The following is a 16,641-nucleotide window of genomic DNA, read 5'->3' as shown; positions in this document are numbered from 1 at the left end:
TCAATCCAGTTTTTGTCTTCCTTCAACCTTAGCGGTAATTTTCTGACCCAAATCAGTTTTATGTTTGATACGGTCGATTAATAGTTCCCTGAGTAAAATATTTGTCTCTTCTAGTCTAGGCAGTTGGGTGAGCAGTTCCATACCGTCACCCCCATTGGCTAAATAGTCATTGACGGCTAAAGTGTAATTTTTCTCTTCGACGAGTGCCTTGTTTCCGACTTTTATATCAATGATTTCACCATCTTTTGCCAAAATACTCATGCCTGCAATGCCCAAAATCCTTCGATTGACTGCAAATGAAGCCAATGCCCTCACATCCTCGGCGTTGAGTTCCAAAATATGCAGGTAATTATCAAATGGAGAAAGCTCATAAATGTTCCCTAGGGTGATTGGGCCCTTAGGTAGATTATTTCGTAAGCCGCCATTATTGATGATGGAAATGTCAATAACCTGACCTAATTTTTGTTCTGCAAATTCCTTTTGGAAATCTGCAACAAGGTTTCCCAAAGCCGTTTCTCCAGGCCCCGATTTTATAATTGCCTCATCGGTTTCCCCAATGATTTTGTTCATTTCAACTTCCAAAGCGGTTTTGTAAGACTGGATGAAGTCATCCAAAAAAGGGTCTGGGGCTATTTCTTCACTTACTGTCAGGAATTCTGCACTGCCGGACTTGTAAAGCTGTTGTTTACAGTTGGTCAATAAAAATAGACCAGCAACCAGAAAGAGAATTTGATAAAATTTATTTCCCGCCATCGTTCTATTTGAATGCATTAATGGGTTTTCCAAATATCTACCGTTTATTTTTGAGGTAAAGATAACCTTTAAACTTTAACTATATTTACACCTCAAGCTTAAATTTGGTATGATACCGAATAATATGAATCCACTATGAAAAATAACCTTTTTGATGATTTTGACCCCATCAGTAAGTCACAATGGATAGAACAGGCAACTAAAGACCTGAAGGGTAAGGATTTCCGTGAGGCGCTTGTTTCTGAAACCTTGGATGGGATAAAAATTTGGCCCTTCTATACCGCTGAAGATGCTGTCATCTCGAAAGACCTTAAAGTTTATCAAAATAAATTTCATCCAGCCCCCAAAATTCCAGGGCTTTCGCCCAGGGTTTGGTCAAATGTCCTTTTTGTATCCGAAACTGATACCAAAGAAGGTAATAAACAGATTTTAGAAGGGTTGATGAATGGTTGTGATGCCTTGTTTTTGCAGGTTTCGGCGAATACCGATTTAGATGCCCTGCTCAAAAATGTTGAAATAGCCTACATCCAGCTATATATCAAACCTGAAGAAGGAGTATGTCCTACAGATGTAATGAATAACTTATTGAAGTGGGCAAAGACAAAAGGATTTGATAAAGAACAGCTGAATGGCGGGTTGTTGTGGGATCCCCTTTCCGGCCTTTTGAAAGTAGAAGGAAAGCTGGAAGAAAAAATAAATGTCGCCAAATCATTGATTAAAGGACTGTCGGAATTCCCTGATTTTTCTGCTTTGACGCTAGATTTCTCCGTTTATCATGAGGCAGGAGGTACTGTCTTGGACGAGTTGAAATATACCTTTGCCGGCTTTATAGAGCTTCTTGATAAGCTGACTGAGATGGGAATGCAATCAGAGGCCATTTTCAAAAACACCATGTTGCGATTTTCGGTTGGTGCCCGCTATTTTGAGGAGATCAGCAAGGTCAGGACAGCAAGGATTTTTTATGAGGCCCTGGCACAATTGTACAGTGTAAACTTTCCTACAGAGGATATAAAGGTTTTTTGTCAAAGCAGTACTTGGACCAAGTCCAGGTTAGACGTTTATACCAATATGCTAAGAAACACTACGGAAGGAATGGCGGCTATCCTGGGAGGCTGTAATGCCCTTTGGATAAGGCCGCATGATGAGGTTACAGGTATCACCACGGCTTTTTCACGCAGGATGTCAAGAAATATTTCCAATATACTGAAGGAAGAAAGCTATTTGGATAAGGTAGTAGATCCTGTAGCAGGCAGCTTTTTTATCGAAAGCCTGACTGCTCATTTGCTGGATAAACTGAAGGCCGAACTGCTCATTATCGAGCAACAGGGTGGTTGGTACAAGATGTTTTCCGATAAAAGTATGCAAGAGACCATTAAGGGCCGTAGGAATAAGCGTCAGGTGGAAGTGCTGAATGGGGAAGTGGTTAAGATAGGAGCCAACAGGTACAGACAGGATAAGGATGTGCTTCGGTTTACTGTAAATGATGAAATCCAGGAAGCAGATTGGCAACTTTTTGGGGCAAGAGAAACTGAATTGTTAGAGGAAAAATCAAGAATTTCATCATGAGACCGCATTTAGAAAACCTATCATTTTCAAGTAATAAAGAAAACAGAACCTTTACTGAAGCGTTTTGGGAAACAGCAGAAAAAGTTGTAGTGCCGTCGCAGTTTTCGGATAAGGTATATCAATCCATTTTCCATAAGGATTTTGCAGCGGGAGTACCTCCTTATCTCAGAGGGCCTTATAGCACCATGTATGTGATGCGGCCTTGGACAATTCGGCAATATGCTGGATTTTCAACTGCAGAAGAGTCAAATGCATTTTATAGGAGAAATCTGGCTGCAGGTCAAAAGGGACTTTCAGTGGCTTTTGACCTGGCAACCCACAGGGGTTATGACTCAGACCATCCAAGGGTAGTTGGGGATGTAGGAAAAGCAGGCGTAGCCATTGACTCTATTTTGGATATAAAGCTGTTGTTTGATGGAATTCCCTTGGATCAAATGTCTGTTTCGATGACTATGAATGGAGCCGTAATTCCAATTTTGGCGTTTTATATTGTCGCTGCAGAGGAGCAGGGAGTGAAAGCAGAGCAGCTCAGCGGTACGATCCAAAATGATATTCTGAAGGAGTTCATGGTAAGGAATACTTACATTTATCCTCCACAACCTTCGATGAGAATCATAGCGGATATTTTTGAATACACCTCCAAAAATATGCCCAAATTCAATTCTATTTCCATTTCAGGTTACCATATGCAGGAGGCTGGTGCCACAGCAGAACTTGAATTGGCCTATACCTTGGCAGATGGATTGGAGTACCTGAAAGCTGGAATCGCGGCTGGATTGGATATTGATGATTTTGCGCCTAGGCTTTCCTTTTTTTGGGCCATAGGGATGAACCACTTCATGGAGATTGCCAAGATGCGTGCAGGCAGACTTTTGTGGGCCAAATTGGTTAAGGGTTTTAACCCAAAAGACCCCAAATCTCTGGCTCTAAGAACACATTGTCAGACTTCAGGTTGGTCCCTCACTGAGCAGGATGCTTTTAATAATGTTACAAGGACTGCTGTTGAGGCCATGGCTGCCGTTTTGGGGCATACCCAATCCTTACATACCAATTCATTTGATGAGGCCATTGCTCTGCCAACGGATTTTTCAGCTAGGATAGCCAGAAATACCCAACTTTACTTGCAGGAAGAAACGGGTATCACAAAGGTGGTTGACCCTTGGGGTGGGTCGTATTATTTGGAATATCTGACAGATCAATTGCTGGGAAAAGCCTGGGCATTAATTCAAGAAGTGGAGGAATTGGGCGGAATGGCCAAGGCCATAGAAGCTGGTATTCCCAAAATGCGAATTGAAGAAGCTGCTGCACGCAAGCAGGCCCGAATTGACAGTGGGAAAGATGTGATAGTTGGGGTAAACAGGTATCAGACAGAAGAAGAGGATGCGTTTGAGATTTTGGAGGTGGACAATAAGACTGTAAGGGAAAAGCAAATTCAGCGACTCGGTGAGTTAAAGGCAACAAGAAACCAAGAGGAGGTAGTATTGGCTTTGGAGGCCATAACCCGAGCAGCTGGTACTGGTGAAGGAAATCTCTTGGCTTTGGCTGTGGATGCGGCCAGAAAAAGAGCTACTTTAGGAGAAATTTCTTTTGCTATGGAAAAAGAATTTGGAAGACATAAAGCTACTGTAAAATCCATCTCAGGCGTGTATTCAGGGGAAGCAAAAGACGATAAAAGTTTCAAAGAGGCTCAGGCATTGGCCAACCGTTTTGCAGAACTGGAGGGGAGAAGACCTAGAATTATGGTGGCCAAAATGGGACAAGATGGCCATGACAGAGGGGCCAAAGTCATTGCTACCGGATTTGCAGATTTGGGCTTTGATGTAGATATAGGTCCCCTGTTTCAGACACCGGAGGAAGTGGCCATGCAAGCGGTGGAAAATGATGTACATGTAGTAGGGGCATCATCCTTAGCGGCAGGACATAAAACATTGGTGCCCGCACTGATTGAGGAATTGAAAAAATTGGGCAGGGAGGACATCATGGTAATTGCAGGAGGGGTGATCCCTCCCAAAGATTATGATTTTCTTTATGCTGCCGGAGTGGCTGCCGTTTTTGGCCCGGGGACTGTGATAGCAAAAGCAGCTATTGATATTTTGAATAAACTTATGGAAACATGATACGTTGAGTAAGTAGTTTTTTGTAAATGATATGAAATCCATAACACTGGTTTTTGATGATAAATTAACTGAACTGGTTCAGCAAAAGGTTATTCCTTTATTTGGAAGTAACCTGAAAATTACTGTCCCTTTTAGTAAGTGTAAGACATTTGAATTTGGGGAGAGTGATTTTCTGGTATTTTACGTATCGGATCAACAATTTAGAGATATCATCAATTCCATTATCCAAAAGCATTGGAAAATTGGATTTCTACCACATCCTGAACTTGCTGAGGTCGCCCAAGGTTTTGGGGTGTCATCCAATCTGGAACTTTCTGTTGAAAACATACTCAGTAGAGAAGAAACAGTAGAAATGGATATGCTCTATGTCAATGATCAGCCCGTTTTTAATTCCATGGTCATTGGCAATACCTTTAGCCTTTTACATGCTGGGGATTTGGGGAAATCCGGATTTTTGAAATATTATCTGAGGATAAAACGTTTTCTAAGTTCCCTTAAAAAAGCTCACTTACACGATCTTTCAATTAATTGGTCCATTGAAAGTGATGAAATGAGAGAACATGCAATTGATACGGCTGCGCTGGGAATGTTAGTTGTTCAACATGGCAAAAGTTCGCTCCTTTCGAGGAGGATGTTGGAGGATTCTGATCCAAATGACGGGATGATGAATTGTCTAGTACTTGCCCCGAAAAGTATATGGGAAGTTTTTAAATTTGGGCTTTATAGTATTTTCAAGTCTGCTAAGCATCAGAAACTGCCTAACTATGTGGCCCATCTTAAAACTGATAAAATTCAAATATTCAGTAAAAAAAATATTGATTTTGCAATAGATAATATTTTGCTGAGCTCCAAAGAAATTTTTTTGGAGGTCAAACCCAAACTGATTAATGTAGTTCCAGGAAAATTTTTGGAGACCAACAAAGAGGTCAAGAGTTCTAAAATATTTAAGACCCAAAATTTGCCCCAAGGAGAACTTAGGGTGGAATTGCTTAGAAAAAGCCTCCCTCTGACCAATCATGCAACCACAGAAGAGTTTAAATGGCTTTTTACAATCTTAAGGGAAAACTCTCAGTTAAATTCAAGCTATTTGGTATTGATGGCAATCTCTACAGTAATTGCCACATTTGGTCTTTTTGGTAACTCCTCTCCAGTTATTATAGGTGCAATGATTCTTGCTCCTTTAATGGCTCCTATAATATCCTTAGGTATGGGGGTTTTGAGACAAGATCAAAAACTGATAAGTGATAGTTTTAAAACAATCGGTTTTGGAATGGCACTTGGATATATTTTTGCAATTATCATCACTTGGCTTACGCCATTAAATACTATGAATGGCGAAATTTTAGCTCGGATAAGGCCAAATCTTCTTGATCTTGGGGTAGCAGCTGCATCGGGTGTTGCGGGCGCCTATGCCCATGCTAAAAAAGAAATAGCAAAAACTTTGGCAGGAGTGGCCATTGCCGTTGCCCTTGTTCCACCATTGGCAGTTTCGGGAATTGGATTTGGCTGGGGAAATTGGTCGGTTTTTTGGGGAGCTTTACTGCTATTAGGAACCAATTTGGCAGGTATGGTACTTTCTGCTGCTTTGACGTTTTTGTTTTTGGGATTCAGTCCCTTTAGGCTAGCAAGAAAAGGGCTGTTCATCTCATTGATTTTTGTAGGGATAATCAGCGCGCCTTTAGCTTTCGGTTTTTCAGAAATGGTTAAGGAGAATAAAATTATTCAAGAACTTAGTGGAAAAGAGATTGCTCAAGGTGTTGTACGGGAAGTGGGCGTAATCCAAGTCAAACCATTGAAACTATCAGTGACGATTGTCTCTGAAACGCCTTTGGATATCAATGAGCTTTCGGCGATCAAAAAAGAGATATCTGAAGTAATCAGGCAGGATGTAGAAATAGAATTATCAGTAGCGATTAAAATGTAAAAAGTGGCATTTTAAGTAAATGCCACTTTTTTAATATCAGTTGTCTTCTCCTCTTAATTTGATCACAGCGCCCTCTAATAAAGGGCTGATTCTTATCTGACAGGCTAACCTGCTGGTAGGGAAATATTCAGGCAAATTTTCTAATTGATCTAATTCGGCGTCTGTTGCTTCACCTAGCTCATTTTCACCTTCCAATATTTCTACATGGCAGGTGGCACATAAGGCCATACCACCGCAGGTTGCTAGAATTGGATATTCTGAAGCTTTTAAAATCTCCATCAGGCTGAGACCCATGTCGTCGGGTGCCTCGATTTCCTGCCTGTTACCTTCTTGGTCTTCTACTGTAAATGTTACCATGGCGCAAATGTAAGATTAAAATGCATTCACTCCGTTTACGGTAGTATATTTAAAGCTTAATTTTTGATCCGGATAGACGTACTTAAAGGCTGAATGCATCATAATGGCGGCTTCATGGAAGCCACAAAGAATCAGTTTCAATTTGCCGGGATAAGTATTGATGTCTCCAATCGCATAGATCCTTTCCACGCCTGTGGAATAATCCCTGGTATCCACCTCTATGGCGTTTTTGTCAATATTCAAACCCCAGTCGGCGATTGGGCCTAATTTTGGACTCAGACCAAAAAGCGGGATCAAATAATCTGTATCGATAGTCAGTTCCTCTTTGTTTTTACTTTCTAACTTGATGCTGGAAAGCTTACCATTGCCATTCAATTCTTTCAAGTTGGCTGATAAGATCAGGTCAATTTTACCATTGTTGGCCAGGTCAAAAACTTTTGCCGCAGAGTCCGGTGCTCCTCTAAAAGTTTCATTTCTGTGTACAAGCGTTACTCTTTCTGCCACATTGGCCAAATAAATGGTCCAATCCAAAGCTGAGTCGCCTCCTCCGGCAAGTACTACCTTTTTGTTCCTGAAGGTTTCCGGATTTTTCACCATGTAGGCTACTCCTTTTCCTTCAAAATGATCTAAATTCTCCAAAACAGGCTTTCTTGGCTCAAAAACACCTAATCCACCGGCAATTACAATCACTTGGGCATGGACTTGCGTGTTGTCATTGGTGGTGATAATGTACGAACCATCCGCCTGCTTGGCCAAATGGTCTACGCGCTCCCCTAAGGTAAAGGTAGGCTTGAAGGGTTTGATTTGATCCATCAGATTATCTACCAACTCCTGGGCTTTGATCTCAGGATATCCAGGGATGTCATAAATGGGCTTCTGGGGATAGATTTCAGACAGCTGACCCCCTACCTGAGGTAAGTAGTCGATGAGATGGCAACGCATTTTGAGCAGACCTGCTTCAAATACTGCAAATAGGCCAACCGGCCCTGCTCCGATGATACAAATGTCAGTAGTAATCATGGTTCGTGTTCGTTTAATTGGTACAACCAATTGAGGACTTTTTTGTTCGTGTAAATATAATTAGCATAACAAGTAAATACATTATATGCCTTACTTAATTATGACAAATTGTTATAAATGGTATTCAGAATTCTTTTAAACTCTTCAAAATCAGATTCATCAAGGTTCTCCCAGGCCTTTTCCCTAATGGAGGCAACTTGAGGTTTCAGTTCTTTAACTTTATTTTTTCCAGCATCTGTCAGTATCAGTTGAAAGCTTCTCCTGTCCTGTGGGTGAGGTTTACGTGCTACATAGCCCTTTTTGCTAAGAATGTCGATGATTCTAGTTAAGGTAGGTTGGTCTTTGAATACCAATTGGGCAAGCTCTGCTTGACTCAGTAATTCATTTTCGGATAGGTTTTTCATGATCAGCCACTGATCGACTGTAATGTCAAAATCCCCAAGTTTGAATTTCCTTTGGGCGTATTGCTTAACCGTCCTGGCCGTGCGGTCCAATAGAAAGGAGTACTTACTGAACTGTTCCTGTGTCATACAAATAATTAGCACGACAAAGATAAGTCATTTTATCGGAAATACGATTTAACGGATCGAATATGCGGCTAATGATGGGTAAAAATCAATCTTTTCTATATACCAAGTTTCCTTCCTTGTCCCATTCTGCTCGTATAAATGGCCTGAAGTTTTTGGTGAAAGGCTGCTCCTGATACTGTATTTCCCTTTTTCTGATGACTTTATTTTTGTTGTCCCAATACTCTGTCCATAAGCCCACTCTTTCTCCATAATGGTATTCTCCGGAAACAGCAATCTGACCATCTTCATAGAAATGAAAAAAATTACCCTCTTTCAGATCGTATTCAATGGGTGTAAGCGTTTCGATTTTGTTGTCTGCTTTGCTATAATAAGATACTCTTGAGTCCTTTGGCCATCCTTCATAAAAGTGGAGCTTATTCTGCAGGACACTTTTGTTGTCGAAAGTTAACCAAATCCCATGTCTGGTGCCAAAATAATAATTGCCCTCCTCAACCACTGTTTCGTCAATAGATTTGGTATAGGGGCCATGTAATAGATATCCCCTGCTTGGATCAAAATCACGGTTTCTTATGACGTCATCTTTTTTGTCATACCAAAAGATATCCCTGATATAGGGATCAATGACCTTTTTTTCGTGGGTAATGAAAAAGTTTTGGAATTGTGTCTGGCTACGAAATGTGGTTTTTATCCTTACCCTTTTGGTTTTTTGCCCATAATAGATATTTTTCTTTTTTGACTTCTTTTCCTTTTTCTTCTTTTCTTTTCTTTCTGTTTCGTCAAAAAACAACAGAGGAAGGCTGGTAGGCATTAAAATATCATTCACAACCCCACTGGAATCGGGGTCTTCTGCTTTTTCCTCTTTTCGTTTTTTTTGAGCTTGAACCGCCTGGCTCAGCTGTACCAGAATTAAAACTAATATGAGTTTACGGATCATGTGTTTGTAACGCAGGTTTTGCTGTGTTTATTTTACGATAAAGTTACAAATACAAAATCAATTCCAAGTTTAAGGTAAAATTAATAATTGTAATCCGTATTTTTGAACGCGTATATCAAACCTACCAAAATATGACTGAAATGTTATCCGAAAGGATCATCCAAATGGAAGAGTCGGCCACTTTGGCCATGGCAAAAAAAGCCCGTGAATTAAAGTCCCAAGGTATCGATATCATCAGCTTGAGTTTAGGAGAACCGGATTTTAAAACGCCTAAACATATTCAGGAAGCTGCCAAGAATGCCATTGATGAAGGCAAATACTTTGCTTATCCTCCAGTGGCTGGTTATCAAGACCTTAGAGAGGCAATTGCTAAAAAGCTGAGGGAAGAAAACCATATTGCTGAGGCCAAGGCTGAAAACATTGTGGTTTCAACAGGTGCCAAGCATAGTATTGCCAATGTATTTATGTGCCTCCTGAATGAAGGAGATGAAGTAGTCATATTTTCTCCTTATTGGGTTTCCTATGCGGAAATCATCAAATTGGCAGGAGGTGTCCCCGTATTAATAGAAGGGGATTTAGAAAATAATTTTAAGGCTACAGCTCAGCAATTAGCGTCAGCACTTACCGATAAAACCAAAGCAATTATATACTCTTCTCCTTGTAACCCTACGGGATCGGTATTCAGTAAGGAAGAACTTGAGGCTATCGCTGAGGTAGTAAAGAAAAGGGAAAATTTGTTTGTCATTGCCGATGAAATTTATGAATTGATCAATTTTACAGGCAATCATGCAAGTATAGGTTCATTTCCAGGTATGTTTGACAGGACCATCACGGTAAATGGCTTTTCAAAAGGATATGCCATGACTGGCTGGAGGGTAGGATATATTTGTGCACCTTTATTTATTGCCAAAGCCTGTGAAAAAATGCAAGGGCAATTTACCTCCGGTGGTACTGGTATTGCACAAAGGGCTGCTTTGGCCGCAATTTCGGGTGATCAATCTCCCTCCAAAGAAATGGAAAAAGCGTATTTGAAAAGGAGGGATCTCGTGTTACAGCTTATCCAAGAAATTCCTGGTTTCAAAACACATGTGCCAGAAGGTGCTTTTTATTTCTTTCCAGAAGTTTCTCATTTTTTTGGAAAATCAGTGGACGGTTTTCAGATTAAGAATGCTGACGATTTTTGTCTTTATATTTTGGAAAAAGCAAACGTTTCGCTTGTGACCGGTGAGGCATTTGGGGCTCCGAATTGTGTTAGGATCTCCTATGCAGCTTCTGAAGAAGAGCTTATTGAGGCAATTAAACGGATTAAAGAAGCTTGTGCCCGCATACAGTAGGCTTAATGCAATATGATAGTTCAAAAGCCTTCCAAAACTGGAAGGCTTTTTTGATTTTAGTCAAGTATGTAATAGGATTTTTCAATAAATCTCACTCTAAAAAACATTAAAAAAACAAGAATTTATTGAACTGTATAAAATCATGGTTTTTATAAATACATTTTAAGTCAAGTTTTATTTGCTAAGGAAGTTTGTTGGAAACTATATTTTTAAAAAATTAAATAAAATCACTTTAAAATATTTTAAGATACAAAAAAATGTATTTATAAAAATTAATTAGGAAACTATTTTTTAAATTCAATAATGCTGGAAAAATAATGAAATCTGTCTTTATTACGTTTAATATACAAAAATTTGCATATTTTAAATTTGTCGTTCAGTGCTAATTGTTACTTTTTTGCTAAAAAATCAAAAAAATCCAAGTTGTTTTTTGGAATTAACTTCAAAACTTATCTATATTTGTCTCGGGTGATTAAGCAACTTTTTCTGCTATTTGTTTTTGCATGAAATAAGATGAAGGTTGTTTTGAGAATTACTTTTTCCGACCTTCACTTAAGTTTAAATTCCGCCTTGGCGGAATTTTTTTGGCCGCTGAGAATTTGTAAATTGTATGGTGTCAATCCCAATCGTTATAAAAAAGTTTTTTTTCTCTTCAGTGTTGTCTTGTTTTTTCCTCCCCTCTTTCTTTTAAAAGGTCTTGCAGCACAGGATAGTACCTACTATGTTGATTATAAAAACAAGCTCACCACGAGAGCTTATACCTCAAGGAAATATACTTCTTTGATTGTGAATGACAAATTCAATGATTACCGGTGGCGATTTGAGCCAAATACTACATTGAATTTAGGGGTTGGTGCTACTTACAATGATTTCACCCTCAATTTAGCTGCTGGTTTTGGTTTTATGAATCCTGACAGGGGCACTGGTGAGACCCAATGGCTGGATTTGCAGGCACATATATATCCCAAGAATTTTGTCATTGATCTTTTCGGTCAGTTTTACAGGGGCTATTTCGTGCAAAATTTCAATGCCGATATCCCTGGTGTATTAGGGTCTATTTATCCGGACCTTCGCTTAAGGATGATTGGAGGTAATTTTCAATATTTATTTTCCGGAGATAAGCTTTCCATGAAGGCTGCATTTTTACAGAGTGCCTGGCAAAGGAAATCTGCAGGAAGTTTTCTGGCAGGGTTTGAAGTATATGGAGGCTGGGCCAATAATGAAGGGTTGATGCTCTCAACTGAAGCAGTCCCTATCAATAGAAATTTTTCTGGCTTAGGATTCTTTCAAATAGGTCCCAATGCAGGATATGTTCATACTTTGGTTTTTTGGAAGAGGTTTTTCATCACAGGGATGTTATCTGCCAATCTTGATCTGGGAAGAAGTTTCCTTGACCTGGAAAGAGGCAGGGAATATAGATGGGGTGTTCAGCCTAATTTTTTTGGAAGAGGTTTTATAGGTTATAACGGACCCAAATGGTCATTGAACGCCAATTATGTAAGAAGTTATGTCCGCTTTTCAAAAGTGGAAGATTTTAATTCAGCTTTCGTTACGGGCAATTACCGGATCAATTTTATCTATCGTTTCCAGCCTGGTCCTAAGTTACAGAAATACTTGGATTATATAGATCCCGAGAAATACCTTCCCATCAATCGGAAACAAAAGAATAAAAATTAAGCCGTTGCCACGGGATTTTTTATTTAGATTTACCTTCCTGTTGAAACTGAATAAACCAAAATAACATGATGGATACATTTGGCATCAAAGCAACCCTGGAGAGGCTAGGCGTTAAGGCTGAAAATTTAGGCACATCCACAGGTGGTGAATGGCTGAAAACTTCAGGTAATTATGTTGCCTCCTATTCTCCTGTAGATGGAGCCGTGATAGGGAAAATACAAGAAACAGATCAAGAGAGTTATGAGTCAGTCATCCAAAAAGCTAAGGAGGCATTTGAAACCTGGAGGTTGAAACCTGCCCCTCAAAGAGGAGAAATCATCCGGCAAATAGGCAATGCCCTGCGGGATGCCAAAGAAGACCTGGGTAAACTGGTTTCTTATGAAATGGGTAAATCCTATCAAGAAGGGTTGGGTGAGGTGCAGGAAATGATCGATATCTGTGATTTTGCTGTGGGGTTGTCCAGACAGCTTTATGGTCTGACCATGCATTCAGAAAGGCCCGGTCATAGGATGTACGAGCAGTGGCATCCGCTAGGGCTAGTGGGTATCATTTCTGCTTTTAACTTTCCTGTGGCAGTTTGGTCATGGAACAGTATGATCGCCTGGGTATGTGGTGACGTTTGTGTCTGGAAGCCTTCAGAAAAGGCTCCGCTTTCAGCCGTTGCCTGCCAGCACATTGTTGCCAAAGTATTTAAGGAGAATGGCCTTCCTGAAGGGATTTCGAATTTAATTGTAGGAGACTACAGGGTAGGTGAGCTGATGACCAAAGATAAAAGGGTGCCTTTGATTTCAGCGACAGGTTCTACCCGTATGGGTAAAATTGTAGGGCAGGAAGTAGCTGCCAGATTGGGAAGATCTTTATTGGAACTTGGAGGTAACAATGGGATCATCATTACGGAAAATGCCGATTTGGACATTGCGATCAGAGGGGCTTTGTTTGGAGCGGTAGGAACTGCCGGTCAGCGCTGTACTTCTACGAGGAGGTTGATCATTCATGCCTCTGTTTATGAAACTGTGAAAGAAAGGCTTTCATCGGCTTACGGCAAGTTGGTGATCGGTAATCCATTGGATGAGAAAAACCATGTGGGCCCACTGATAGACAAGGATGCTGTAGATATGTACTTGAAGGCCATTGAAAAAGTCAAAGCAGAAGGAGGGAAGGAAGTAGTGCCAGGGGGAGTTTTGGAAGGGGCCGGATATGAATCCGGCTGTTATGTCAAGCCCTGTATTGTTGAAGCCGAAAGCCATTACGAAATGGTTCAGGAGGAAACCTTTGCACCCATCTTATATCTGATGAAATACAATACCTTGGAAGAAGCGATAGCCATGCACAATGGCGTGCCTCAGGGCTTGTCTTCGGCCATTATGACCTTGGATATGCGGGAAGCAGAAGCCTTCCTTTCTGCGGCAGGTTCGGACTGCGGAATTGCCAATGTGAATATCGGAACTTCCGGGGCCGAGATCGGTGGCGCTTTTGGTGGTGAGAAGGAAACCGGTGGAGGCAGAGAGTCCGGATCTGATTCCTGGAAGGCCTATATGCGCCGTCAGACCAATACGATCAATTACAGCACTGCCCTGCCATTGGCGCAGGGGATAAAGTTTGATATTTGAAAAGCTGACGTTTAGCAGAAAGTAAGAAAAACTTAAGATGTCAAGAGCCTCCTGTTTGGAGGCTTTTTTTGTGTAAATGGATGAATGATTTATGAACCACAAAGAGACAAAAGAGAACAAAAGAATAGAATAATTAGGATGGCATGATTCGGGTATAGCCTAATTCATTAATTTTGAGCATTAAACTTCTTGAGGTTTCCACTTTCAAAACCCTTAAAACCTACTTATGGATTTTGTGTTTTTTTGTCTTTCCCAAGATTTCAGAATGTAATATATAAAAGTAGCAAGCCATAAAATGAAAAAAGCCTCTGATGAGGCTTTGTGGGAGTTGAGGGATTCGAACCCCCGACCCTCTGCTTGTAAGGCAGATGCTCTGAACCAACTGAGCTAAACTCCCGAGGAATATTAATAATCTTTTTATTAAGTGGGAGGTGAGGGATTCGAACCCCCGACCCTCTGCTTGTAAGGCAGATGCTCTGAACCAGCTGAGCTAACATCCCGAACAATCCTAATCTTTATCAGAACGGAGTGCAAATGTATGATTTAAATTTTTTGTCTACAAACAATGATTTGATATTTTTATTGGTATACACTAATCATCTGATTTTAAGCAATAAATTTTTTCCAAATCAATCCAACCTAACCATAAACCCCACCTTCGCCCATCTAGCGGGCATCTGCACAAAACCGGCCTCAATGTAGTCGGTATTGGTGATGTTGGAGACCTCTAAAAAGAATCCCAATTTCTTCAACCTGTTGTAATCCAATCTGCTGTCCAATAAAAAATAAGGGTCCAAAGCCATTCTTTCCATATACCGGCCTTTCATGGTGAATTCTAATTTCTGTAAAAACTCAGCTTGAAGGCCGGCAATGACCTGATGGGTCAGGGCATTGAGGGCAGTACGGGACTCTACACCCTCGGCCTGTACCAAATCTGCATCGATATAATTATAGCTTAGACTCAGTTCCCTTAGCTTGGCTTGGCTGCCTCCCCAATTGGCAAGGTACTGAAAGGCGGTTTCCACACCCCTAAACGTGACCTGACTGATGTTGCCAGGGGTCCACCTGTTGGGATTGGGAATCAGATCGCTGGGATTTCTGGTGTAATCGATAAGGTTTTCCGTAAACCTATAAAAATAAACCACTTCCCCTCTCATTTTATTTTTTTCTATTTTCCAACCGAATTCATAATTCCAGGCTTCCTCCGGAAGTAAGTTGGGATTACTGAAATTGCTGGGATCTTCATAATACAGTTCTGTGAAAGAAGGGATACGGTAACTCATACCAAAGTTGGAATAAAACCTGGAGTAATTGTTGAGTTGATAGCCCACTTCCGCCCCAGGGAAATGCCTCCAGCCAAATTCATCGTATAGGTTGGAGTAAATGCCTGCCCTGGCATCAAATTTATTTAAAAACTCAACCCTATGCTCTGCAAAGAGTCCTAAGAATTGTCGGTCTCTTTGTCCTAGGTTATTACTGTCAATCCTTTCATCTCTGCCTTCGATTCCCAATCCTGTCGTCCCCCATTTGGAAGTATATGCCCCATTGATCTCTAAGGCCAGAACATCTGAAATGTGGTTGTTTGTAAAAAATTCAGGTTCATTTCTTCTCAGCCTGAATTCGTCCACGTTTCTTCTCCAATAGGCCCTGTTTTGTAAATAAAAGTTACCCTTGCGATAGGTGTGGCTGAGCGAAGAAAGGTAAGTTTGGAGGCTTTCCCATTGGTCAGGAAAGGCATTGGTGTAAAAACCATTGGCGCCAAAGCTGCGGTCGCTGAAACCCATCATGGCATGGAATTCATGGTTATCGTTCAATTCATAACCTGACTCGTAAAACACATTGCTGACTTTAAAATCAGAATTATACCAATGTCCATCTGAAGCATCATGGGAGATAGACAGTGTTTGTTTGTATTTTCCAACGGGCAAAGAGGCAATCACATGGCCTCCCCTCATGCCCAAGTCACCTCCGAAGCCCTGGATATTTAAGCTTTTTGTTTCGGGCAATTCGGTGATGATATTGATGGCACCGGCAAATGCATTTTGTCCAAAAATTCTGGAGCCTGGTCCTTTCAAGACTTCTATTCTTTGAATAGACTGGAAAGGTACCGGAATGTTCATCATATGATTACCAGTTTGAGGATCTGTCAGTTTAATGCCATTAAGCAGCACCAGGGTTTGCTCAAAACTTCCCCCGCGTATGCCGATATTGGCCTGCACACCACTTACTCCCCGCTGTCTTACATCTACCCCCGGGGTGAAAGCCAGTACCTCCTGAATGCTTCTTGCCGGGGTTGTTTCAATGGCTTTACGCTGGATAACTGAAATATTTCTGGATACTTTATTAAAGGGGATTTCCAATCTGTTTTCCATGATGGTTATACCTCCAAGGTCCACCGCGGTACTGTCTTCATTGGCATTGGCATGCAGTACGCAAAAAGCCATGAAAATAAAGGGAATGTAAAATCTCATTAAAGTTGTGGTTTTTATAATCGCGCAAGTTAATCATGTTTTCCTTCAATTGATAATGCCATAAATAGGCTTAATTATTTGGGTATTCCTTAGGTTAAACCCTGTTAATTAGGGCGTGCTGAAAAACGCCAATTGGAGAATAATTTCTTTAAATTTTGATGAATACCCAATTTATTAAGCCTTGTCTTTTTAAGCGGGTGCAAACTTATTAAATGATCCAGTTTGATTTGCGTGCACTTGAAAATTTCAAAATTCGAAATTTTCAGGCTAGCCTCAGGCATACCATCTTCTTCATTGGGCTCATTCGAAGTATAAGCATACATCTTCATTCGCCCGCTTTGAAGCTGG

General features: G+C 40.7%; 13 protein-coding genes and 2 tRNA genes. 6 read left to right on the top strand and 9 right to left on the bottom strand.

What is annotated here, in order from left to right; all coding sequences use genetic code 11:
- On the bottom strand, window positions 1-771 hold the full coding sequence (locus B879_RS05730) for a 5'-nucleotidase C-terminal domain-containing protein (RefSeq protein WP_009184207.1): 771 nt from the start codon (window positions 769-771) through the stop codon (window positions 1-3).
- 117 nt (window positions 772-888) lie between these two features.
- Between B879_RS05730 and B879_RS05725 the strand changes: the two genes are divergently transcribed.
- From B879_RS05725 to B879_RS05715, 3 genes are read left to right on the top strand one after another with little or no spacing between them, the layout of a single operon-like run.
- Window positions 889-2,319, top strand: a complete 1,431-nt coding sequence (locus B879_RS05725) for a methylmalonyl-CoA mutase family protein (protein WP_009184206.1) — start codon at window positions 889-891, stop codon at window positions 2,317-2,319.
- Window positions 2,316-4,436, top strand: a complete 2,121-nt coding sequence (scpA, locus tag B879_RS05720; RefSeq protein WP_009184205.1) for a methylmalonyl-CoA mutase — start codon at window positions 2,316-2,318, stop codon at window positions 4,434-4,436. Before B879_RS05725 ends, scpA begins: the two co-directional genes overlap by 4 nt.
- A 31-nt stretch (window positions 4,437-4,467) precedes the next feature.
- On the top strand, window positions 4,468-6,360 hold the full coding sequence (locus B879_RS05715; RefSeq protein ID WP_009184204.1) for a TIGR00341 family protein: 1,893 nt from the start codon (window positions 4,468-4,470) through the stop codon (window positions 6,358-6,360).
- 36 nt (window positions 6,361-6,396) lie between these two features.
- On the opposite strand, the gene B879_RS05710 is transcribed toward B879_RS05715, so the two are convergent.
- The 4 genes from B879_RS05710 to B879_RS05695 form a co-directional block, all read right to left on the bottom strand.
- Entirely contained in the window at window positions 6,397-6,717 is a 321-nt protein-coding gene (locus B879_RS05710) for a 2Fe-2S iron-sulfur cluster-binding protein (RefSeq protein ID WP_009184203.1), read from the bottom strand.
- 15 nt (window positions 6,718-6,732) lie between these two features.
- Entirely contained in the window at window positions 6,733-7,737 is a 1,005-nt protein-coding gene (locus tag B879_RS05705) for an NAD(P)/FAD-dependent oxidoreductase (RefSeq protein WP_009184202.1), read from the bottom strand.
- A 98-nt stretch (window positions 7,738-7,835) separates the two neighbouring features.
- Window positions 7,836-8,267, bottom strand: a complete 432-nt coding sequence (locus tag B879_RS05700) for a MarR family winged helix-turn-helix transcriptional regulator (protein ID WP_009184201.1) — start codon at window positions 8,265-8,267, stop codon at window positions 7,836-7,838.
- Between the two features lie 85 nt (window positions 8,268-8,352).
- Window positions 8,353-9,201, bottom strand: a complete 849-nt coding sequence (locus B879_RS05695; RefSeq protein WP_009184200.1) for a toxin-antitoxin system YwqK family antitoxin — start codon at window positions 9,199-9,201, stop codon at window positions 8,353-8,355.
- 131 nt (window positions 9,202-9,332) lie between these two features.
- Between B879_RS05695 and B879_RS05690 the strand changes: the two genes are divergently transcribed.
- The 3 genes from B879_RS05690 (at window position 9,333) to amaB (ending at window position 13,822) form a co-directional block, all read left to right on the top strand.
- Entirely contained in the window at window positions 9,333-10,535 is a 1,203-nt protein-coding gene (locus B879_RS05690; protein ID WP_009184199.1) for a pyridoxal phosphate-dependent aminotransferase, read from the top strand.
- Between the two features lie 570 nt (window positions 10,536-11,105).
- Complete coding sequence (locus B879_RS05685; RefSeq protein ID WP_238542088.1) at window positions 11,106-12,212, top strand: DUF4421 domain-containing protein; 1,107 nt, start codon at window positions 11,106-11,108, stop codon at window positions 12,210-12,212.
- Window positions 12,213-12,277: 65 nt separating this feature from the next.
- Window positions 12,278-13,822, top strand: coding sequence for an L-piperidine-6-carboxylate dehydrogenase (gene amaB, locus B879_RS05680; protein WP_009184197.1), 1,545 nt, complete (start codon window positions 12,278-12,280; stop codon window positions 13,820-13,822).
- A 322-nt stretch (window positions 13,823-14,144) separates the two neighbouring features.
- On the opposite strand, the gene B879_RS05675 is transcribed toward amaB, so the two are convergent.
- The 4 genes from B879_RS05675 to B879_RS23145 all read right to left on the bottom strand — a co-directional run.
- Window positions 14,145-14,219 (bottom strand) — tRNA-Val (locus B879_RS05675).
- 28 nt (window positions 14,220-14,247) lie between these two features.
- Window positions 14,248-14,322, bottom strand: a tRNA-Val gene (locus B879_RS05670).
- A gap of 129 nt (window positions 14,323-14,451) precedes the next feature.
- The gene (locus tag B879_RS05665; protein ID WP_009184196.1) at window positions 14,452-16,293 is read right to left on the bottom strand and encodes a TonB-dependent receptor; all 1,842 of its coding nucleotides are present in this window, start codon (window positions 16,291-16,293) and stop codon (window positions 14,452-14,454) included.
- 104 nt (window positions 16,294-16,397) lie between these two features.
- Window positions 16,398-16,641 (bottom strand): hypothetical protein (locus B879_RS23145; RefSeq protein WP_238542087.1); only part of this gene is annotated, 244 nt, incomplete at its 5' end.

This window comes from Cecembia lonarensis LW9 (assembly GCF_000298295.1).
Lineage (GTDB): Bacteria > Bacteroidota > Bacteroidia > Cytophagales > Cyclobacteriaceae > Cecembia > Cecembia lonarensis.
Note: the sequence above shows the minus strand (reverse complement) of the source record. Positions and strands in the feature narration are given on the sequence as shown.